Annotated in this window: 21 protein-coding genes; 4 read left to right on the top strand and 17 right to left on the bottom strand. The window is 63.0% G+C overall.

All coding sequences use genetic code 11. The features are described 5' to 3' along the window. Positions 1-95: 95 nt before the first annotated feature. Both F759_RS0105485 and F759_RS0105490 read right to left on the bottom strand, forming a co-directional pair. Positions 96-1,430, bottom strand: a complete 1,335-nt coding sequence (locus F759_RS0105485) for an MFS transporter (protein WP_027798968.1) — start codon at positions 1,428-1,430, stop codon at positions 96-98. A gap of 316 nt (positions 1,431-1,746) precedes the next feature. Further along, the gene (locus F759_RS0105490) at positions 1,747-2,580 is read right to left on the bottom strand and encodes an oxidoreductase (protein WP_027798969.1); all 834 of its coding nucleotides are present in this window, start codon (positions 2,578-2,580) and stop codon (positions 1,747-1,749) included. 180 nt (positions 2,581-2,760) lie between these two features. Here F759_RS0105490 and F759_RS0105495 point away from each other — a divergent pair, with 180 nt between their 5' ends. Continuing rightward, entirely contained in the window at positions 2,761-3,756 is a 996-nt protein-coding gene (locus F759_RS0105495; protein WP_027798970.1) for an AraC family transcriptional regulator, read from the top strand. A gap of 368 nt (positions 3,757-4,124) precedes the next feature. Then, positions 4,125-5,132, top strand: coding sequence for a sulfonate ABC transporter substrate-binding protein (locus F759_RS0105500; RefSeq protein ID WP_027798971.1), 1,008 nt, complete (start codon positions 4,125-4,127; stop codon positions 5,130-5,132). 86 nt (positions 5,133-5,218) lie between these two features. Here F759_RS0105500 and F759_RS0105505 read toward each other — a convergent pair whose 3' ends face one another. The 9 genes from F759_RS0105505 to F759_RS0105550 form a co-directional block, all read right to left on the bottom strand. After that, positions 5,219-5,692 (bottom strand): VOC family protein, encoded by a 474-nt coding sequence (locus F759_RS0105505; RefSeq protein ID WP_027798972.1) that lies wholly within the window; start codon positions 5,690-5,692, stop codon positions 5,219-5,221. 191 nt (positions 5,693-5,883) lie between these two features. Next, positions 5,884-6,093: a DUF2905 domain-containing protein gene (locus F759_RS0105510; protein ID WP_027798973.1), complete on the bottom strand. Its 210-nt coding sequence runs from the start codon at positions 6,091-6,093 to the stop codon at positions 5,884-5,886. Positions 6,094-6,436: 343 nt separating this feature from the next. Beyond that, complete coding sequence (locus tag F759_RS0105520) at positions 6,437-6,703, bottom strand: hypothetical protein (RefSeq protein WP_027798974.1); 267 nt, start codon at positions 6,701-6,703, stop codon at positions 6,437-6,439. Positions 6,704-6,821: 118 nt separating this feature from the next. Next, positions 6,822-7,664, bottom strand: a complete 843-nt coding sequence (locus F759_RS0105525; protein ID WP_027798975.1) for an IclR family transcriptional regulator — start codon at positions 7,662-7,664, stop codon at positions 6,822-6,824. A gap of 70 nt (positions 7,665-7,734) precedes the next feature. Further along, entirely contained in the window at positions 7,735-9,276 is a 1,542-nt protein-coding gene (locus F759_RS0105530; RefSeq protein ID WP_027798976.1) for an AMP-binding protein, read from the bottom strand. Positions 9,277-9,302: 26 nt separating this feature from the next. Beyond that, positions 9,303-11,093: an ABC transporter permease subunit gene (locus F759_RS0105535; protein WP_027798977.1), complete on the bottom strand. Its 1,791-nt coding sequence runs from the start codon at positions 11,091-11,093 to the stop codon at positions 9,303-9,305. Between the two features lie 11 nt (positions 11,094-11,104). After that, positions 11,105-12,175, bottom strand: a complete 1,071-nt coding sequence (locus F759_RS0105540) for an ABC transporter ATP-binding protein (RefSeq protein WP_027798978.1) — start codon at positions 12,173-12,175, stop codon at positions 11,105-11,107. Between the two features lie 10 nt (positions 12,176-12,185). Beyond that, complete coding sequence (locus F759_RS0105545) at positions 12,186-13,247, bottom strand: ABC transporter substrate-binding protein (RefSeq protein WP_027798979.1); 1,062 nt, start codon at positions 13,245-13,247, stop codon at positions 12,186-12,188. 88 nt (positions 13,248-13,335) lie between these two features. Next, complete coding sequence (locus tag F759_RS0105550; RefSeq protein ID WP_027798980.1) at positions 13,336-14,097, bottom strand: enoyl-CoA hydratase/isomerase family protein; 762 nt, start codon at positions 14,095-14,097, stop codon at positions 13,336-13,338. Between the two features lie 871 nt (positions 14,098-14,968). On the opposite strand from F759_RS0105550, the gene F759_RS0105560 reads away from it, so the two are divergent. Both F759_RS0105560 and F759_RS0105565 read left to right on the top strand, forming a co-directional pair. Beyond that, entirely contained in the window at positions 14,969-15,376 is a 408-nt protein-coding gene (locus F759_RS0105560; protein WP_027798982.1) for a hypothetical protein, read from the top strand. 193 nt (positions 15,377-15,569) lie between these two features. Then, positions 15,570-16,196: a dihydrofolate reductase family protein gene (locus tag F759_RS0105565; protein ID WP_027798983.1), complete on the top strand. Its 627-nt coding sequence runs from the start codon at positions 15,570-15,572 to the stop codon at positions 16,194-16,196. 84 nt (positions 16,197-16,280) lie between these two features. Here F759_RS0105565 and F759_RS0105570 read toward each other — a convergent pair whose 3' ends face one another. From F759_RS0105570 to F759_RS0105595, 6 genes are all read right to left on the bottom strand, one after another. Next, positions 16,281-17,057 (bottom strand): alpha/beta hydrolase family protein, encoded by a 777-nt coding sequence (locus F759_RS0105570; protein ID WP_027798984.1) that lies wholly within the window; start codon positions 17,055-17,057, stop codon positions 16,281-16,283. Next, positions 17,054-18,211 (bottom strand): DUF3182 family protein, encoded by a 1,158-nt coding sequence (locus F759_RS0105575; protein WP_027798985.1) that lies wholly within the window; start codon positions 18,209-18,211, stop codon positions 17,054-17,056. Before F759_RS0105575 ends, F759_RS0105570 begins: the two co-directional genes overlap by 4 nt. A gap of 209 nt (positions 18,212-18,420) precedes the next feature. Further along, complete coding sequence (locus tag F759_RS0105580) at positions 18,421-19,215, bottom strand: SDR family NAD(P)-dependent oxidoreductase (protein WP_027798986.1); 795 nt, start codon at positions 19,213-19,215, stop codon at positions 18,421-18,423. A 25-nt stretch (positions 19,216-19,240) separates the two neighbouring features. Further along, entirely contained in the window at positions 19,241-19,744 is a 504-nt protein-coding gene (locus tag F759_RS0105585; RefSeq protein ID WP_027798987.1) for an SRPBCC domain-containing protein, read from the bottom strand. A 17-nt stretch (positions 19,745-19,761) separates the two neighbouring features. Further along, positions 19,762-20,226 (bottom strand): SRPBCC domain-containing protein, encoded by a 465-nt coding sequence (locus F759_RS0105590; RefSeq protein ID WP_244438786.1) that lies wholly within the window; start codon positions 20,224-20,226, stop codon positions 19,762-19,764. A 74-nt stretch (positions 20,227-20,300) separates the two neighbouring features. Next, on the bottom strand, positions 20,301-20,900 hold the full coding sequence (locus F759_RS0105595; protein ID WP_027798989.1) for an NADPH-dependent F420 reductase: 600 nt from the start codon (positions 20,898-20,900) through the stop codon (positions 20,301-20,303). Positions 20,901-20,942 lie beyond the last annotated feature (42 nt).

Genomic DNA, 20,942 nt, shown 5'->3' on the forward strand with positions numbered 1-20,942 from the left:
CGATGCATTCAAGCGCGATGATGGTGCGGCGCAGCACCTTCCGCGTGCAGCGCGTCGCCACCGAACCCGACGCGCCGGCAGCAACGGCGCGCCTGTTAATTGGCCACGCTTTGAGTACTCGCGGCGGCGAGCGCACGCTCCCTCAACGCCGCTTCGCGCGCCTTGTGCTCGCCGCTAAAGCGCACGGCCAACGCACACAGCGCGGACAGCGTGACGAGCACGCCGAGCATCGCGAGCGTCTGCTGAATGCTGCCGACGCCTTTCATCAGGAAGCCCGCAGCCACCGCGCCCACATTGCCCCCGGCGCCGATAATGCCCGCCACGCCGCCGAGCGCCTTGCGGTCGATGAACGGCACGAGCGCATACGTCGCCCCGCACGCCATGTGTGTGAAGAGGCCGAAGACCAGCATCGCGACGAGAGCCAGTGCAATGCTGTCGGCGTGCGCAAAGCACATCAGACCGACGCCTTCCCCGACGATCAACGCGCACAGCAGCGTCGCGCGTACATCGAGGCCGCGACGCGCGGCGGCCTTGTCCGACACCCAGCCGCCCAACGCGCGAGCAAAGAGCGCGAGCAGCCCAAAGCTGCCTGCGGCCATGCCCGCCTCCTTCAGCGACAGATGGAAATGATCGACGTAATAGATCGCCGCGATGTTATGGATGAAGACCTCGACGCCGAAGCACGCCGCGTAGGTCGTGAACAGCATCCACACACGGTAGTTCGCGCAGGCCGCACGGAAACTCGCCCAGCCGCCCTTCTTGCCGCCGTCGATCGTAATGCCGCGCGCGCGTAGTTCCGCGAAGTTTCCTTGCGGGCAATCCTGCGTGAAGCGCCAGTAGAACGCGGCCATCACAGGCATCGCAAGTCCGGGCACCACGAGCGCCGCGCGCCATGCCGACGACTCGCCGACGCCGAGCACGATGATCGCGGCCAGCAGCAACGGTACGAGCGCCTGCGCCGCGCCGGCGCCGGTGTTGCCCCAACCCGCGGTCGTCGCGTTGGCGGTGCCGACCACGTTCGGCGCGAACATCATCGACGTGTGGTATTGCGTGATCACGAAGCTTGCCCCGACGGCGCCGATCATGAGACGGCACAGCAGGAAGCTCTCGTAGCCCGTGGATAGCGCGGCTCCGAGCACGGGAAATGCGCCTGCCAGCAGCAGCCCCGAATAGACCTTGCGCGGCCCGTAGCGATCGCACATCGGCCCGATCACGAGACGCACGAGAATCGTGACGGCCACGGCGGCGATGTTGATGTTGGCGACCTGATCGGCGGAAAGGCCGAATTCGCGCTTGATGAGCGGCATCAGCGGCGCGCATGCGAACCACGCGAAGAAGCAGACGAAGAATGCCATCCACGTCAGATGGAAAGCGCGCATGGCGGGCGTGCGCAGGCTGAAGATATCGATGCGGGTTGCTTTGTCTGCCATCGTCGTTCCAGAAACAAAAAAAGCGTCCCGCGGAACCGGTCGGATGACATGGGTTCCGGGGACGCCGTTGTCCAAAGCTGCTTGTGAGGGTGCTGCTATGAATTGCAATCAGGAGAGGATCGCCTTTGATCCTTTGCTTAACCGCTAATGCAAAGGCTATGCCATGCGGGACGATCACTGAGTCTGCGGCCCTCTGCATGGAAAACGTGGAGCGTGCGGCGTCTATGGGCGACGCGCCTGGACGCGAAGAAGCACAACGATGGTGCGGGTTCACAGCAACGGCGCACGCGAACACCGTCTTCATGCAGCACCGGGTTCAGACATCGGTGGAAAGCGTGACCGCTTCCCAAGCGGCGATTTCATCGGACAGTACGGACAGTTTCGCGCGCACGAGGCCGAGTGCATCGCTGCCAAGCAGAAGATGCGCAGGCGGCCGCGTTGCACTGATCACGGCCAGCATCGCGCGCGCTGCCTTGACGGGATCGCCAGCCTGCTTGCCGCTCTTCTCTTCGCGAGCCGTTCGTACCGGATCGAACAGCGCGTCGTAGTCGGAAATGGAGCGCGGCGTGCGGACCATCGAACGGCCCGCCCAGTCGGTGCGAAAAGAGCCCGGCGCCACGGCTGTCACCGCGATGCCGAACGGCTCTACTTCCTTGCCGAGCGCTTCGGAGATGCCCTCCAACGCGAATTTGCTGCCGCAGTAATAGGCGATGCCCGGCATCGTGATGTAGCCGCCCATCGACGTGATGTTGAGAATGTGGCCACGTCGGCGTTCGCGCATGTATGGCAGTACGGCTTTTATCATTGCCACCGCGCCGAACACGTTCACGTCGAACTGCCGGCGCATTTCGGCGAGCGGCGATTCTTCCATGACGCCCTCGTGGCCATAACCGGCATTGTTTACGAGGACGTCCACCGGTCCCACGCTTGCCTCGACTTCGGCGACCACGCCGTCGATCGAGCCGAAGTCGGTCACGTCGAGCACGCGGCCGAGTGCCCTGTCAGGCGCAAGCGCCTCGAACTCGCGCTTCGACGCTTCGCTGCGCACCGTGCCGACCACGCGATGACCGGCGGCAAGCGCTTCCTGAGCGAGCGCGCGACCGAAGCCGCTGCTCACGCCGGTAATAAGCAAAGTCTTGATTGATGCCATGATGCCTTTTTCCTGGAGTTGGACGGAAAGTGCATAGTATTCTCTTCACCTTGCCGGTTTGAGTCCAGATTACGGCTTTTTCTTGCCTATTCTTATGACACTTACGACCCTATGACCGCTCGAAGTCTGCCCAAAGAAACAAGCGTTGCGCGCCAGGCTCCTGGCAAAGACCAGCGGAAGATGGCCGCGCTACTAGGCGCGCTGGCTCCCGCGGAGGGCTACAACCTGACACCGCTGGAAGGCGTGCGCATCCTGCGTTCGGACCGGCCGTTGTCGTCCACGCCCGTTCTATACGACCCGGGCATCGTGATCGTCTGCCAGGGACGCAAGCGTGGCTATTTCGGCGACCAGCTTTATGTGTACGACGAGCAGCACTATCTCGCGGTGTCGGTGCCCGTGCCCTTCACGATGGAAACCGACGCGACGCCGGAGCATCCGCTGCTTGCCATCTATCTGCACCTCGATTTCAAGCTGGCCGCGGAACTGATGGCCCAGATCGAGCGTCATGACATGCCCGGGCACACGCAAGCACAAGCTCAGGTACAAGTGCAGGCACAAGCACAAGCACAAGCACAAGCACAAGCACAAGCACAAGCACAAGCACAAGCACAAGCACCACAGAGCATGATGTCGAGCCCGATGGACGAGGCGCTGCGAAACTCCGTGCTGCGTTTCCTCGAAGCGATGAACCGCCCGCTCGACGCAACGGTTCTCGGTCCCGCGCTCCTGCGCGAGCTCTACTTTCGCGTTCTGACAGGCGCGCAGGGCAACGCGATGCGCGCGGCACTGGCAATGCAGGGGCAGTTCGGCAAGATCGGCAAGGCGCTGCGTCGGATCCATTCCGACTATGCCGGTGCGCTCGACCTCGCTCAACTTGCCCGCGAAGCCGGCATGAGCGTTCCCACGTTTCATACGCATTTCAAGGCCATCACGCATACATCGCCGATGCAGTACGTGAAGTCGACGCGCCTGCACCAGGCCCGCTTGCTGATGTTGCGACAGGACATGACGGCCGAGGCGGCAAGCAATGCCGTCGGTTATGCAAGCACGTCGCAATTCAATCGCGAGTTCAAGCGCCTCTTCGGACTCACGCCGGCCGCCGAGGCGCGGCGCATGCGGGCGAGTTTCGCGATTCCGCCTGCGCATGCGGGCTCGGAATACGTCTCGTCGCATTGAGGCCGGTGGCCGCGCCATTATTCGTGCGAAGGTGAACTGCGCGGCCCGGAGGATGAGCGACAGGTCAACTCGCCGCGGCGACCGTCGGTCCGGTTACACGCGTGCCGGCTACGTCCGGCAAACGATTGCACATGACCTGATGCGAGCTTCATCCAGTCATCACTTCGCGTGACTTGCGCAGTTTGTGTCGACGCTATCGTCGATTCAATGCTTTTCATATGCGCAAAGATTGGTTTGATTTGCATGTGCCTCGATTTAACGTCGGTGACTCGACGCGCATTGCGCGCGCGGCCGTGGCGATCGCCGTTGCTCAAACACGGATGATGCGACAGTGCGCACGGCCACTTCACACACAGAGCCAAAGACCGATGACCCGACGCAACGATCCAATCGACACACGCAGGCGCCGCCTTCTGCATGGCGCCGCAGCCGGCTTGACGAGCGCGGCGCTCGGCGGCGTTCTCTCGCCTGTCGCGCCGTTCACGAGCAGCACCGCCCATGCGCAAGGCAACAATAAACGCCTACGCATCGGCTTTCAGAAGTACGGCAACTTCGTCGTGCTCAAAGCGCGCGGCACGCTGGAGAAGCGGCTCGCGAGCGAGGGAATCACGGTTCAGTGGCTCGAATTCCCTGCCGGACCGCAACTGCTGGAAGGGCTCAATGCAGGCGCGGTGGATGTGGGCACCGTCGGCGAAACTCCACCGGTCTTCGCGCAGGCAGGCCGCGTCGACTTCGTCTATATCGGCAACGAGCCGCCCGCGCCGCGCGGCGAAGCGATCGTCGTCCCGCACGATTCGCCGATTCGCAGCGTGACGCAGTTGCGCGGCAAGAAGGTCGCGTTCAACAAGGGCTCGAATGTTCACTTCCTGCTTGTGAAGGCGCTGCAACAGGCGCGACTGTCCTACTCGGACATAGAGCCCGTCTACCTGACGCCCGCCGACGCGCGCGCCGCGTTCGTACAGGGCAGCGTCGACGCGTGGGTGATCTGGGACCCGTATCTTGCCGCCATCGAACGGCAGGCCAATGCGCGCACCATCGCGAATGGCGACGGGCTCGTGCGCAATACGCAGTACTACGTCGCGGCGCGCAAGTTCGCGACCGCCGAGCCGCACGTACTGAATACGCTCCTCGAAGAGGTCAACGCCGTGGACACCTGGGGACGCGACAACGTGCCCGAGGTGGCCGCGCTGCTGTCGCCGCTCGTGGGGCTCGACACGGCCACGCTCGAAGTCGCGCTCAAGCGCACCGGCTACGGCGTGCAGCCAATCACCGATGCCACCCTCGCCTATCAGCAGCAGATCGCCGACACGTTCAGCACGCTCAAGCTGATTCCGGGCAAACTGAGCGTCGTCGACGCGCGCTGGAAGGCCGCCTGACGAGCCGATAACAAGCGCCCGGCGGCCCGCGCGCTGCGCGGCGGCCAAGCCTATCGACGCTTGCCGGTTCGCCGATACGCGCCGTGCTAGCCGGCCGTGCCCGCATACGCGGCCTTCAGCGCGGCGACGTCGAATTTCACCATCTTCATCATCGCCTCGGCGGTGCGCCGCGCTTTTTCCGGATCGGGGTCGGCCATCATGGAGATGACTTCGGCCGGAGCGATCTGCCACGACACGCCGAAGCGGTCTTTGAGCCAGCCGCACGCGTCGGGCGCGCCGCCGCCTTCGAGAAGCGCGTCCCAGTAGCGGTCCACTTCCTCCTGATCGGCACAATTGACGAGCAGCGAAACGGCGTGGTTGAAGGGCTCGTTGCCGGAGGAGCTCATCGCGATGAACTGCTGCCCGAACAGAACGAACTCGACGACCTTCGTGGAACGGGCGCTCGGCACCGGCGTGACGCGTACCATGCGCGAGTCCGGAAAAATGCTGGTGTAGAAAGCCGCGGCCTCTTCAGCTTCGGTGGAATACCAGAGAAATGGGGTGATCTTCTGAATCGTCATTGAGCGTCTCCTGTCAGTATTGGGCAGATGGGCGGCCAGGCCGCGTGCCGCTATTGGGACGACGAAGGAAGACCATCAAAATCGACACGCCGGGGCGCAAAAATTTCGCTTTCTGGCCGCCCCACCTGACGCACCTGCTCCGTCGCTCCACCGGAGCCGATTATAGGCAACGGAGAGCTTCGCTATCGTTATTATCCATTCCAGCGCCGCACAAACCACAAGAGCGCGGACACCACGATTGAGATCGCGATGCAGGTGGCAATCGGAAAGTAAAGGTGAAATCCGTCGCGGACAATATGAATGTCGCCAGGCAGCCGGCCGAACGGTATGCGCGCGAGCCAGCGCCATGCTAGCCCGGCAATAATGCACAGCACCCCAGCAACGATCAGAAAACGGTTCATGAGACAGGAGCAGTCGCGGCAGTCGATGAGTTCATCATAGGCGCACTGTGAGTGGCGGGCCAGGACCCGCGCGTCCATCAAGGGGCTCACCCCTCGATGCAGACAACGCAAGTCCAGCAGCTCGCGCCCTTTACCGCGTCGATGCCGGTCTCCGGGCGCCGGGCCTGCGCATCGAAGCCAGCACGGTCCATGCGTACGCGCGGCATACCAACCCCCGCTGCCATGAACGCGCCAAGGGCTCCCTACCATGCCGAAGAATCAGCGACGGCGTGCGTCGCTAGGACACGCCGCCGCCCGTGGTCGTCGCGTTTTCAGATGCACGCGACGCCCGTTCTCACCGCCGCTACTGCTTGACCTCACCCGTTCGGGTCGGCGACGACGCGCCCTGCGGCGACAGCGCGTTTGCGCGCTTATCCATCAGCGATCCCGGCTTGTTGCCGGGAGCGCCTAGCGCTGCCGGCTCGTCGACGGTGCGTCCCGCCTGCCCGGGCTGAGCCTCTTTGCCGGTTTGCGCGCCGCTGTTCGCCGGCGCGTTACCGCTTTGTTGCGCATAGGCCGCGCTACTCACGCACAGCACCAACGCGATGCCTGCTACTTTCACCATGTTCATCACTGTCTCCCGATTTCACGGCGCTTGCCGTTTTCCGGAAGGCCAGCATGGAGCGTGCCGCGAACCGAATCTCAGCGCACGGCACTAGCCATGACGAGCGTCGGTAGGCGCGGCGCCGTTATTCCACGCGCCGCCGTGTGGAAATTGCAGAGGCGGTGGAAATGACCAGATCGGCGAAGCGTTTTTCATCGCGATCCGCCTGCCAGCGCGAACGCGCCACCGCAATATTGACCGCGCCAATGCCGCGTCCGTGCGCGTTCGTGATCGCGGCCGCCGTCGAGATATCGCTCACGAAGTATTCGTCTTCTGTATGCGCGTAGCCCTGCTTGCGGATCTGCGCGATCCGCTCCTTGATCTTGCGCGGCTGGTACACCGTGGACGCCGTATAAGGCACGAGATTCGTGCGCGAAAGGATGTCGTCGATCTCGCCGTCGGCGAGCGTCGCCAGAATCGCGAGGCCCGGCGCGGTGCAATATGCGGGCAGCCGCGAGCCAGTAATGACGTGTGCGTTGAACACATTGCGGCTCACAATGCGCAGCACGAACACAATGTCCGTATCGTCGAGCACCGTGAGGTTGGTCGCCTCTTCCGTCTCGGAGCCGAGCTGCTGGAGATAAGGCGTCGCACGGCTCACGAGATCGTTCGACGTAAGGTAGTGATACGTGAAGTCGAGAAGCCGCGGCGACAGTTCATACTTGCGGCTGTCCGGGTCCTTGAAGAGATAACCGAGCGCGGCGAGCGTATAAGTGAAACGCTGCGTCGCGCTCATGTCGAAACCCGTGAACGCGGAGATTTCCGACAACGACAGCTGACGCTTGCTGCCGTCGAAAGCGGTGAGCACCTTCATCGCCTTTTCGACCGACTGCACATAGAGTGAAGACGCGCTCGGGTCGGCTGCCTCGGCCGGCGGCTTTGCCGCAGAAGTCTTGCGCTTGGGCGGGGCTTTGGGCTCGTCGCTCATCGGGTCAGTGTCTGTCTGGTTCGAACGGGGAATTATCGCATAGCCCTAAAACGCTATCTGTATGCGATAGCTACTGCTCCGCAGTCGCGAGACGATCCCAGGCGTCCGCGGTATCGCGGGACAGCAGATGCTTCTTCACGCGCTCGCTCGCCGTCATCTCGAAGCCGGCTACCGCGCGGTAGTAGCGCGGCAACTGGAAACTCGCGAGACGCTCGCGCGCCCATGCATGCAGCGCTTGCCACTCCACCGGTTGGTCCCTGAACTGAACGTCGAGCAAAATGTCTTGCTCGCCGATCGCCGACTCGACACCGATCGCCGCACTCGCGCGGATCGCCGGATGTGCCGCGAAAATGCGCTCGATTTCCCATGCGGACACATTCTCGCCGCGCACGCGCATGCTGTCCGTCTGCCGGCCGATGAAGAACAGATCGCCATCCGCGTCACGGCGCGCGCGGTCGCCCGTATGAAGCCGGCCGTTGCGCAATGCGGCTCTCGTTGCATCGGGACTCTTCAGATACGCCGGTAAAAATGTGCCCTCCACCTTGCTGGACAGCACGATTTCGCCCGCCTCGCCCTCTTTCACGGCATGGCCGTTTTCATCGAGCAATTCGATGTCGATCCACGGCAATGCGCGGCCGATCGAACCTGGCTTGCCGGTGACATTCGCCGTCGCAAAACTCGAACATTCGGTCATGCCGTAGCACTCGCGCAGCGAAACGTTCAGCCGCGTCTGGATCGGCTCCCAGGACGAAGCGCTCACGCCCGCGCCCCACGCGACGCGCAGCGTGTGCCCGGCGGGCTGCTCGCTCTCGGGCAACTGCATCAGGATATCGAGCACGCCGCCGAGGTAATGCAGTTGCGTTGCGCCCGCGCGCTCGATCTGCGGCCAGAACTGCGACGCGGAAAAGCGCGGCACCGCGTGCAGCGTCACGTCGGCGAGAAACGGCAGCAACAGCATCTGCGCGCCGCCGATGTGACACAACGGTTCCCACAGAAAAAGCCGGTCGCCATCGCGCACGTCCGCGACGCGAAGCGCCGCCTCGCTCGCGATGCGCATCATCCGGTGCGTGAAGACTACGCCTTTCGGCGCGCCCGTCGTGCCCGACGTGTAGATGATGCACAGCGGATCGTGCACGCCGATAACAGGCGTCGCGAACTCCGCGTTCGTATCGTGCGCATCGAATGCCGGCAGTTGCGTGCGCCGCGCCGTGCCGCAATCGAGCTCAGCGGTCACCGCGTCGAATTCGTCGTCGATCACGAACAGCTTCGGTTCTGCATGTTGCAGCAGATATTCAAGGCCCGCCGCGCGCAGCTTCGTGTTGACGGGCACCCACACGAGACCGCTCAAATGCAGCGCGTAGATCAGATGAATATGCCCGGGACTGTTGCCGAGCATCACCGCGAGGCGATCGCCCGGCTCCAGACCTTGCGCAGCGAACCAGCGCTGCAACTGCACGACGTGCCGCGCGGCGTCTTCGCATGTAATCGCTCGATCCTCGAAATGCACAATGGTGCGCGCGGGGTCGCGGCGCAACCCCGCCGCGAGCAGCGGCACACAGTCGAGTTCGTCGTTTGCGTGCCGGTGAGCGAAATATTCTGGATAACAATGCATGTGTGAACCGGTCGGAATACGGAGAGTTAGCGCGTCTTGCGCTTGAGCCAGGAAGAAACCGCGACGACGAGCGCAATGAGAATGACGAGCGTGGTGGACACGGCCGCAAGCGTCGGTGTAATCGCGAGCTGGATGTCGTCCCACATCTGCTTGGGCAGCGTTGTGTTGATGCCGCCGGAAACGAAGATTGCGATAGTCAGGTCGTCGAACGAAACGAGGAATGCGAACAGGAACGCGGCGGTCACGCTCGCCATCAGAAGCGGCAACACAACCGACGTGATGCGCCGCAACGGCGACGCACCCATCACGCGTGCCGCGTCGTCAAGACGCCAGTCGAAGCGCTGGAAGCCCGCGGCAAGCGTCACGACCACATAGGGAATCGCGAGCACCGTATGGCCGATCACGAGACCGAGGTTCGTGCCGGTGAGGCCGAAGCGTCCGAACAGATACAGCAGGCCGACCGCCACCACGATACGCGGCACGATGAGCGGCGCGACCAGCAACGCGAAGATGGGCTTGCTCGCGCGGCGCGGCATGCGCGTCATCGCGAGTGTGGCGCCGAAGCCGAGCAGCAGCGACAACAGCGCGGTGCCGAGACCCACTTCGAACGAGCGGATGATCGCGCTTTGCCACACCGGCGAATCCATGAAGGTGCCGAACCAGCGAACACTGAAGAGTTTCGGCGGAAAGCCGATGTAGTCGCTCTTCGTGAACGCATAGGGAATCACGGAAAGCACCGGCACGACGAGCGCCACCATGATGACGCACGTATAGAAGCCAAGCGGGCTCGCCGCGCGCGCTCCTCGCGCACCCTCTTCGGGGTGCGTCTTGCGGCGCATCACGAACGGGGCGAAGACGCGCCCTGCCGTTATCAGAAGCGCGAGCTTGATGCCTTGTGCACGCGAGCCGCGCTGACGCTCCGCGACTTCGCCCGTTAGCGACGTGAGGCCCACCATGCGGTCGTACACGAAGAAGATCACGATCGAGCAGACGAGCAGCACGGTCGACAGCGCGCCGGCGAAGCGCATGTCGAACAGTTCCAGCACCGACGAGATCACGAGCTGCGCGATCATCGTTTCCTTCGGCGAGCCGAGCAGCGCCGGCACGATAAAGAAGCCGAGGCTCGAAATGAACACGAGCAGGCCGGCCGCCGCCACGCCCGGCGACGACAGCGGCAGGAACACCGTGAAGAAACTGGTGCTGCGCTCGGCGCCGAGCGTTTCGGCGGCTTGCGTGAGCCGATCGTCGATGCCGCGCATCACGGGCAGCATCGTCATCACGGCGAGCGGGAGCATCGAGTGCACCATGCCGATCAGCACGCCAGTGAGCGACGGAATCGTGCCGCTCGTCTCGCGCACGAGGCCGAGCGACAGCGCGATGGTCGACAGCACGCCCGTTTTCGAAAGCAGCAACATCCATGCGTATGTCTTCACGAGATAGCTCGTCCAGAACGGCAGCATGATCCACAGCAGCCAGCGTTCGCGTGTGCGCTCCGACAAACGGCTCAGCATGTACGCGACCGGATAGCCGAGCAGAAGGGAGAGCGCCGCCGTCATGAACGAAATGGCGAAGGTGATCCACAGCACCTTGGCGTAAACAGGCGTGCGTGCGATGCGCTCGAACTGCGCGAAACCGATCTGCCCTTCGGCGCTGAAAAGTCCGCCTTGCAGGATTTCGCCGACCGGCACGATGAAGAACACCAACAGAAACAGCAGCGTCGGCACGATCGGCAGGAAGCGCATGCAGCGCCCGAGCCAGACGGACCGGCTGCGCCGCGACGCTTCGTTTTCGCGGTGCGCGTGAAGAGCGATGGTCATCGTGATCCCTTTCAGGCGTGCAGAAGCGTCGTGCGATACGGGTCCCACACGAGACCAACCTTGTCGCCGATGCGCGGCGAGAGACCGCGCTCGCAACGCACAGTGAGCTCGCTGCCGTCGTTCATCGCCAGTTGTATGCGTGTGTCGCTGCCGAAGAACACAACGTCCGCAATCGTGCCGTCGACAAAACCGCTTGTCGGGTCGACGAGGCGCGGGGCCTCGGGACGCACGAGCAGCGTATGGCGCGCACCCGATGGCCCGAGCGTTTTTATAGCGTTCATCGGCAACGGAATGCGGCCGCCGGCCGCGAGCAGGATCGGCTCGCCGCTCGCGCCGCGTGCGTCGTCGAGCGAACCCTCGAGCAGATTCGAATGACCGATGAAACCCGCCGCAAAGCGCGTCGCGGGACGGTCGTACAGATCGGCGGGCGTGCCCACCTGCTCGATGCGCGCCTGATTCATCAGGCAGATGCGATCGGACAGCGTGAGCGCTTCGTCCTGATCGTGCGTGACGTACACGAAGGTTGCGCCGAGCTCCTTATGCAAGCGGCGAATCTCCGACTGCATGTGCTCTCGCAATTTCTTGTCGAGCGCGCCGAGCGGCTCGTCGAGCAGAATCACCGACGGCCGGTACGCAAAGCAGCGCGCAAGTGCAATGCGCTGCTGCTGCCCGCCCGACAATTCCTTCGGAAAGCGCTTCGCGTATTCCGTCATGCGCACCATCGCGAGTGCATCGTCGACGGCCGCGCGCACTTCGCCGCGCGACTTTCGTCGCATGCGCAGGCCGTACGCGACGTTGTCCCACACGCTCATGTGCGGAAACAGTGCATAGCTCTGGAACACCATGCCGATGCCGCGCTTGCCAGGCTCGACATGCGTGACGTCGCGCCCGTCGATCTCGATACGCCCCGCGCTCGGCGCGACGAGGCCCGAGATCATCTGCAACAGCGTAGTCTTGCCCGAACCCGAGGGACCGAGCAGCGTCAGGAATTCGCCGGCTTGCACGGCGAGGTCCGTCGGTTCCAGCGCGAGCGCATCGCCGTAGCGCTTTGCAATGCCAATCGCCTCGAGCTTCGAACTCATGGTGCGGCCCTTACGAAATGATCCACGAATTGAACCGTTCGGTGACCTTCTGACGGTTCGCTTCCCACCACTGCGGACTCGGCAGCCGCATATCGCGAATGTTGTCGGGCGCCGTGGGCAACAGCGTCGCGCGGTCTTTCGAAATCGTCTCGAACGCTTTCTTGTTGGTCGGGCCGTAGGCGAGCGTGCGCGTGAGCAGCGCCTGGCGCCTGGCATCGGCGCAAAAGCGCACGAATTGCTTCGCTGCGTCCGCGCGCGGCGTGCCTTTCGGAATGCCCCAGCCTTCGATCGAATAGAGGCCCTGATTCCAGACGATCGTGACCGGCGCTCCCGCGTCCTTCGCGGCTTGCGCGCGGCCGTTCCACGTCGAGATCATGTCGACGTCGCCGCTCTGGATCGCCTGCATGGCTTGTGCGCCCGAGGTCCACCAGATGTTCACGTGCGGCTTGATTTTGTCGAGGCTTTTGAAAGCGCGGTCCACGTCGAGCGGATAGAGCTTGTCGAGCGGCACGCCGTCGGCAAGCAGCGCCTGTTCGAGCGTGTCGAGCGGGCTGCGCCGCAGGCAGCGGCGACCGGGGAATTTCTTCACGTCCCAGAAGTCCGCCCACGATTTCGGGCCGTTGTCCTTGAACTTGTCCGCGCGATACGCGAGCACGGTCGAATACACGTCGACGCCGAGCCAGTTCGGCGTGATGGCTTCGGGCATGATGTCCGGATAGTCGCTCGCCTTCAGGCCGATGGGTTCGAGCAGACCTTTCGATTCGAGGTAAGGGATGTCGGCCGACAGCGTGAGCGTGGTGACGTCCCACACATAATTCTTCGTCTGCACCATCGCGGCGAATTGCGCAACGGGCTGCGATTCGCGCGCGACGCTCACGACCTTGATACCAGTCGCTTTCTCGAACGGATCGTAAAACGCTTCGCGATACGCGGTCGTATAGGGACCGCCCGGGTCCGACACCACGATCTGCCTGGTCTGCGCTCGCGCGGCGAGCGGCATCGCGCTGGCTACAGCAAGCGCGCCCGCGCCGTGAAGAATGCGACGGCGCGCCGCATTGAAGTCTTGCGTCATTGTTCAGGTCTCCCGCACAAGGGTTGAGATTGGAACGGCTCGACTTTGCCTCGCTTCTGGCATCGCTTCTGGCATCGCTCGCGGCCGGCTACTTCCCGCGCTTACGGAAGAACTCTTCCATCATGCGAGCGGGTTCCCCCGAGTCGTAGGCTTCGCGCTGAATGCGCTCGCCAGCTTCGATGCAGTCGATGAAACCCGGTTCGGTCATTTCGCGAAAGCGCTGCTTGTCCAGACGCATCGCGACGGGTGGCTTGGCGGCAAGCTCGCTGGCAATTTCCAGCGCCTTTTCAAACACCTTGTCTTCGGCAACGAGGTGATGAATGAGGCCGATGCGATGACACTCCTCGGCATCCATCAAACGACCCGTCAGCGTCAGTTCGATGGTGCGCGACATGCCGAGCATCGAGTTCATGATCCACGGGCCGGTCGTGCTGGCGATGCCCGCGTTGATCTCCGGCTGTCCCATGCGCACGCCCGGATGGCCGACCCGAATATCACCAAGCAGCGCCACCTGGAACGCCGAGCCCGCGGCCGTACCGTTCAACGCCATGACGAGCGGCTTCGCGAGGCTGCGCAGCGCCGTGTAGTAGCGCTGCCATTCCTTGACCCACGCCACCGCGCGTTCGCCGTCGAAGTCATGCGCTTCCGACAGGTCCTGGCCCGCCGAGAAGGCCCGATTGCCCGCGCCCGTCATGATGATCGCGGCGACTTCGGGGTCGCTGTTAAAGCGCTCCAACGCCTCGATGATCATTTCGCGCATCGGCGTGGTCCACGCATTCAGACGCTCAGGGCGGTTGAGGGTGATGACCGCGACGCGGCCGTGATTCGAGAACAACACGTCATTGCTCATTTGTTATCGCATCGCAATAGTTAATGGTGTATAGCAATATAGACGCACCGAAATTGTGGTGCAAGCGGGTTTACCAGAGAGACGGCGAACAGGATGAAACCGCCAACGCGCGGGCGAGCCAAGGTCTCGCCAGCCGCTATTACGCGATGGAGCTGCTGTCATGTAGGAGGAAATACGCGGTTCCCTGCGTGCGCGAGGCGTCCGCGACGGATCTTGCGGTGATGTTCTTTGCGGTCACGCCGCGCAGTTCCGAAGGCACGGATAATAGTTAGATATCCGATGCAATATCGTTCCGTTGATGGCCTTACCGAACCCGGTTCGTTGGCGGGAAGATTAAAACGGGCCGGCCGGTTCTAGCTGCGGCAAAAGGGGGCAAAAAGCGGGCAAAAAGCGGGCAAAAAGCGCAGAAAAAAGCCGCAGACAAGCTGCGGCTAACAAACACACACGCCGAACGTTTGGAGAACGCTGACGTCAATCGAATCGTATCCATGTTTGCGACGCCTGAAAATCGGGTATTTCGTATGACAGCATGCCCTCGTTGCGTCGGAGGCTTTCAGCACATGGCTGTCCCCGCACCTCGCCTTTTCGCCAGTCGCAAAAAAACAACGCGAGCCGCACAAGACGCAGGCCCGAAGGCTCGCAAGCGGTGTTCGCCGTGACGAATATCTGCGCGATGGCCGCGTCGCTCCCTATTGGCGCTTGGGTTGGCGCTCATAGGTGCCCCAAATGCCACACGCCGCAGAGCGCTTCTGCGGTTCCATTGCGATCGCCGCCGCCCGCTTCTTGTCGATGCTTGCACGCGAAATACGCGCAGCCGATACTGAGCGGTGTCGTGCAACCCGCATTGCACCGCCGCCGACCGGAGTTTCCTATGATCGTATCGATGCATACGTATTTCGATGTTCCCGGCGCCTGGCGCACCGGCACCGTCGGACTCACATTGGCGCTCTTCGTGTCCGGCGTAGGCGCCGCGACCAGTTGCCCGACAGTGATCACAACGCCGGCTGGCAGCGCATTCGACATGGCCTCGCTCATTGCTGACAACGGCTCGCCGCAAGCGGCGCTGGCGAAGCTGCGCTCGGTCTTGTCGAAGCTCGGCTGGGGCGCCCATTGCACGATGCTGCGAAACGTCGCTGCATGTGACGAAACGGTTGAGCTCGCGAAACGCGCAGTCGCCGCGCTGGAAGCTTGCGCCGCCCCGACGCCGCCAAAGACGGGCGCGGACAAGCGAGACGAACTGACCCGGGATAGAGACCAATCCGCGCGACTGGGTCGATGAGGTCGCGAACCTGCGGCGATCGATCGTCTCAGCGCTCAGGCGTAAGCGGAACGGGCGGCAATCGTCGGAGCCCAAACCGTGCTGTCGTCGTTGGCCGACGTTTCGCATCTTGCCGCCGGGCGCGCTGTCGATCCACATGTGGCTCGTTCGTCGTATCTAAGGACCGATCGGGTCCGTGGATCTGGAGAACCTTATGCGCAAGCTCACTGTTTCGGCTTTCATCAGTCTGGATGGCGTAATTCAATCACCGGGCGGACCCGGAGAAGACCCCAGCGGCGAGTTCCGCCTTGGCGGCTGGATCGTTCCGTATGCTGACGAAGCCATCGGGGAAAATTTGCAGGACCTGCTCTCGCAGCCGTTCGAGTTGCTGCTCGGGCGTTGCACCTACGACATATTCGCAGCGTACTGGCCGCGCGTACCGGCCGATTCGCATAGCCGCGCCATCGCCGACCTGTTCAACAGCGTACCGAAGCATGTGGCCACGCATCGACCCGATACGGTCGACTGGCGCAACAGTCATGTGCTGGAGGGCGGGCTTGCCGACGCGATACGCGCGCTTAAATGTGAGGACGGCGCAGATCTGCTGACGTTCGGCAGCGGCAACATGGTGCGTCAACTGCTCGCAGACGATCTGGTGGACGAGCTTCGGTTTGTGATTTACCCCGTCATACTCGGGCGCGGCAAACGTCTCTTCGACGACAACGCACGCGCGTCTGCCTTCACCCTGGCGCGCTCGGCGGCGACGCGCGACGGCGTGCTGATTACCCGCTACCTGCGTAATGGCGACGTGCGCACGGGATCGTTCGACGAAGACGCTTAACAACGCGTGCGATTCGTCGCGCTGCGATTGCCGTTCCGGAGAGCGCAGGGCGTTGGACAGCACCGTTGTGCCATTGACACGCGCTTACACATTTCCCTGAGTGCGCACCGCACCGCGGCTGCCGGCCCGCGAGCCCTGGATCATCTCCGCCAGCCAGTTGACCACCAGGTCGGTATAAGCCCGCTGACTGCCCGCGTCGGACAGGCCGTGGTCCGCGCCCTCGATCACGCGGTACGTGAGCGAATGTGCTTGCAGGAAAGCCTGCAGATAGCTGGCGATGACCGTATGCGGAACGATCTCATCGTGCTCCGACTCGACCAGCAGCACGTCGCCCCTGAAGTTCGCAGCAGCGCGCAACGCGCGGTTTTCCGTGGCCGGCACGATGCGCTTGCGATAGGCGACAAGATCGTACTCGTCATGCAACGCTCGCTTCGGTGTGGCCCAGCCTTCGTCGAGATACAACGCGGGCACGCGCAGACCGAGCCATCGCACCGGACGCAACTCGGTCACGATGGCTGCAAGATAGCCGCCGTAGCTGCTGCCGATCACGGCAATCGAATCGCGGTCTATCGACGGATGCCCGGCCAGCGTGTCGTACGCGGCAAGCAGGTCGTTGAGATTCATTTCGCGCGTCACTGTCTGCTGCTCGCTTTGCGTGCGCGCATGCCCTGTCAGGTCGAACGTCAGGCAGACGCAGCCGAGGGCCGCGGCCTGTCTCGCGCGCTCGAGGTACTGCTCCTGGTTGCCGCCCCATCCGTGCACGAAAAGCACGCCGGGCACGGTCGTTTTAGGTACGAGCATCGTGCCGTCGAGATGGCCGCGTTCGAGTTTGATCTGTAGCTGATAACGGTCTGCCGTCATGGGCCGCTACTCCTTTGCATCGCATTGCAATCGAGCGTGTAGAACTTCGTGATCAGGCCAGCCTGAACATCGACGCCGCGATAAACCAGGCACGCGCCGGCGGGCAACGGCACGTCTTCTCCATAGACTTCGCGTGTCGATGCGCGGACCAGATACGCGTCCGGTTCGGCCCGGAAGGCGCGCAGCGCGCCGATTTCAGCGCCCGTTGCCCCGCCTACACGCCATGATTGTTCGAGTACGCCGCAATGACGCGCTCCCGCGTCGTCGAAGCCGCACGCCACGTCGTAGTTGCGCCGCGACGCGAAAAATCCGGCGTAGTCGATCTGGACGGCGGCATCGAACGCGCGCGCCTTCGCAATCGATTCGCGTATGTCCGGCGTGAGATCGAGTCGCTCGAGAGCATCGAAGCCACCTCGCACGACAACGAGATCCGAGCCGCCATATACGTAATGGCCGTGATTGTTTTGCGTTAGATGCTGCACGCCATAGTAGCTCGCGCAGAGGTCGTCGAGCACGATCTGGCCGACGCTGAACGTATCGATTACCTCCAGATGCCGCTCGATCGCGATGCCCTCTGTGCGCAATGCGTCGTCACCGAGCGTATCGAGTTGCACCTCGAGTTCGTCCTCGTTCGCAATCAACGCCTGTCCCGCGCCGCCGATTCCATACGGCCGCTTGACGCGCACGCGGCCTCCTTGCCATAGCGCGCGTGCCGCACTGTGTGCGTCGTCGCGCGAGAACGTCGCGTAACCGGGCAACACGAGTGACGCGACGCGCGCGCCGAACGCACGCGACCAGCCAGGCGGCGCGACATTTGCGCCATCAGGCAGGCTATGCGCGATCAGCTTTGTCGCAACGAACGGAAACGGCACGACGCCGCCGTAGAGATCGCGCACCGAGCGCACTCCCAGCTTGCGCGCTTGCGCAAGCGTCAACGTATCGTCGGGGATCAGATAACGATGCGCGGGATACGCCTGCGAGTCGTCGAATTCGCCTGCAACCCGCGTGCCTTTTAGCTCCGCGATCTGGCGCGCCAGTTCGCGAAGCGTGTCGGCTTCATGACCGCCTCGGGACGTCTTGCGCATCTGCCGATGCACAATGACGACGGGTAGTCCTTGTACCGCAGATTCGTCCGATACGGCCGATGGGTCCATGCTGCCCTCCCCCAACGGAAAGTCGCGCGCTGCCGTGAGAGGCATTGCCTTCACTTCCTCGCGCTGTCGAGACGCAAATGCTGTGCCATCAATGGTGGCGGTGCGATAGAGATGTGTCCAACCGCTCCACCGTGCGGGAGCAATGGAGTTCTTCGGCAACAGCGAGCAGATGGCGCAGTTCCATTCGCGTCGTTGCCGCACAACCTGCTTCAGGCAATCGAACGAACTACGCCCCCATCGACCCGCAGTGCGGCACCTGTAGTCGCAGAAGCCTGTTCCGAGCAGGCATATACCACCATGTTCGCAACCTCTTCGGTGGTGGCGAAGCGGTTGATCAGCGTCGTCGGGCGTGCAGTATTCAGGAACTGTTGCTCGGCTTGCTCCTGTGTGATGCCCTGTTCCTGCGCCGTCGATTTCATCCAGTTGGACAGAATCTCGGAGTTGGTCGGGCCCGGCAGCACGGCATTGACAGTGACACCGCTACCCGCGACGAGTTCGGCCAGGCCGCGTGAGACGGCGAGGATCGCGGTCTTGGTGACGCCATAGTCGATCATTTCCTTCGGGATATTCAGCCCCGATTCGCTGCTGATAAACACCACGCGCCCCCAGCCGCGCGCCATCATTTTCGGCAGGTAGTGGCGCGCGGTACGCACGCCGCTCATCACGTTGAGTTGGAAGAGGTCGAGCCATTCACCGTCGTCCTGATCGAAGAAATTGTTCAGGCGCGCGGTGCCGGCATTGTTGACGAGAATGTCCGCGTCCGGCGCTTGCGCGAACAGAGCCGCGCACCCTGCCGCCGTGGCGATGTCCGCGACGACGCCGGTCAAGCCGGCTTCCGGCAACAAGACGCGCATCTCGCGCAACGCGGCATCGACGCGTTCTTGCGTGCGTCCGTTGACCACGACCGACGCGCCTGCACGCGCCAGCCCTACGGCAATCGCGCGGCCAATGCCAGCGGTGGAGCCCGTCACGATCGCCTTACGTCCGTTGAGTTCGATATGCATGATCTTTTCTCCGAGTGAGCATCAATCAGCTCGCCCGCTTCGTCACTTCGGCTTCCGCCGCGCGGGCGAGGCGTTCGACCCAATCCTGGTGGTAGCGATAAAGTGCGCCGGGGTATTGGCGTCCGATTACGTCGAGGAAAAATTCGCCTTGCTGCGTTTCCTCGGTCAGCACATGGCAGCCCTCGTCCGTCGGCGTGATGACCCAGCCGTGATAGGCGCTGGAACCGGTGTCGTCGCCATCGACGGTCGTTGCCCACGCGAGCCGACGGTTCGGTACGCACTCGGTTACGGTTAGACTCATCGGATAACCGACCGTCACCCGGTGGTAGCGCGTGTCCAGCGCCAGTTCAGATTCGCCGGACAAAATTCTCACCTGATCTTCGGCGGGAAAGTAGCGCGACCAATGCTGCGCATCGACCAGCAGTTTCCACACCACTTCCGGCGGCGCTTTCACGTCAATGTCGTTGAGCGCATAGATGGCCGAGATTTGCGGACCGTAACGCTCGGGCCAAATCACTTTGTCGATCATGTTCGTCTCTCCGGTGTTCAGTTCTGCGATTTCTCGCGGCCGACCGCGACTTCAGCGAGATCCTTCAACAGTTTCTCGTGGGCGAGCCAGAAAACGTCCGGCGCCTGCCTGGCCAGGTCGATCCAGTGTCGGCCTTGCATTGTTTCTTCCGTCCACAGATGACAGCCGGTGGTCGTGGGCGTGATGATCCACGCGTGATACGCCCTGGAATGCTCAGCGACCTTCGGATAGCCACCCCAGGCTATCCGCGTCATCGGCTCGAATTCCTGCACGGACGCGTAGACGTCCTGCCCGGCCAGATTGGTCTCGAAACGCGTACCGGCGCACAAGCGCGTGTGCCCGTCGAGCAACTGCACGCGCTGGACGCCGGGATAGAAGCTCGACCACGCTGCCGGATCGGTGAGCAGCGACCAGATTGTCTCGACCGAGGCCGCAACGTCAAGCTCGTTGGTGAAGTGAATCGGGGATCGGCTCGGTTTCATCTCGTCGGGCCATTTGACGGTTTCGTGCATGGTTTTTTGATGTCTGTGTGATTGCGGTGACGACTCGCGTCGGCTCAGTTGGCCTTGACGAGGTCCTGAAAGATCAGCGGTGCCCAGGTGCGTCCGCGCGCTTCTACAAGCGCGCCGCCTTCGGCGAGCTTGCCGAGCCACACCGGCGCGAAACCGAGGCGTTCGGCGAGAGTCGCCGCGAGTGGCACTACGCTGTCGTCGTCGCTGGCTAAAAACACGACGCGGCGTCCGCCTTCAACGTTAGGATCGGCGGCCAGCAAACCAGCGGGCAGATGGTTGAATCCCTTCACGAATTTGGCGCCGGCAAACGCCTTGGCCACGACGGCGGACGACTGTAGGCCACCCAGTTCTTCGACGGGCACGCCATACGCGTTGGTTGCGTCGATGATCGTCTTGCCTTGCCAATTGGCCAACACGCTGGCGACGGTTGCGTGTTCCCGAAACGGCACCGCGAGAAAGATGACGTCGGCCTGAAGGGCTTCCTGCAACGTCCCGGGGATGATTGTCGGGCCAATCGCCCGCGCCTGCGGTGCCAGCGCCGTGGGAGGACGACGGCTGGCGACAGCCACTTCCATACCCATACGGGCGAAGGCGCGAGCGAGGGCTTGGCCCACTTCGCCGAAACCGATGATCGAATAACTCATGAAATCGCTCCTTCTCGAAATTGCGTGAGAAGGATGGTAATT

It is taken from the genome of Paraburkholderia dilworthii (assembly GCF_000472525.1).
Classification (GTDB): domain Bacteria; phylum Pseudomonadota; class Gammaproteobacteria; order Burkholderiales; family Burkholderiaceae; genus Paraburkholderia; species Paraburkholderia dilworthii.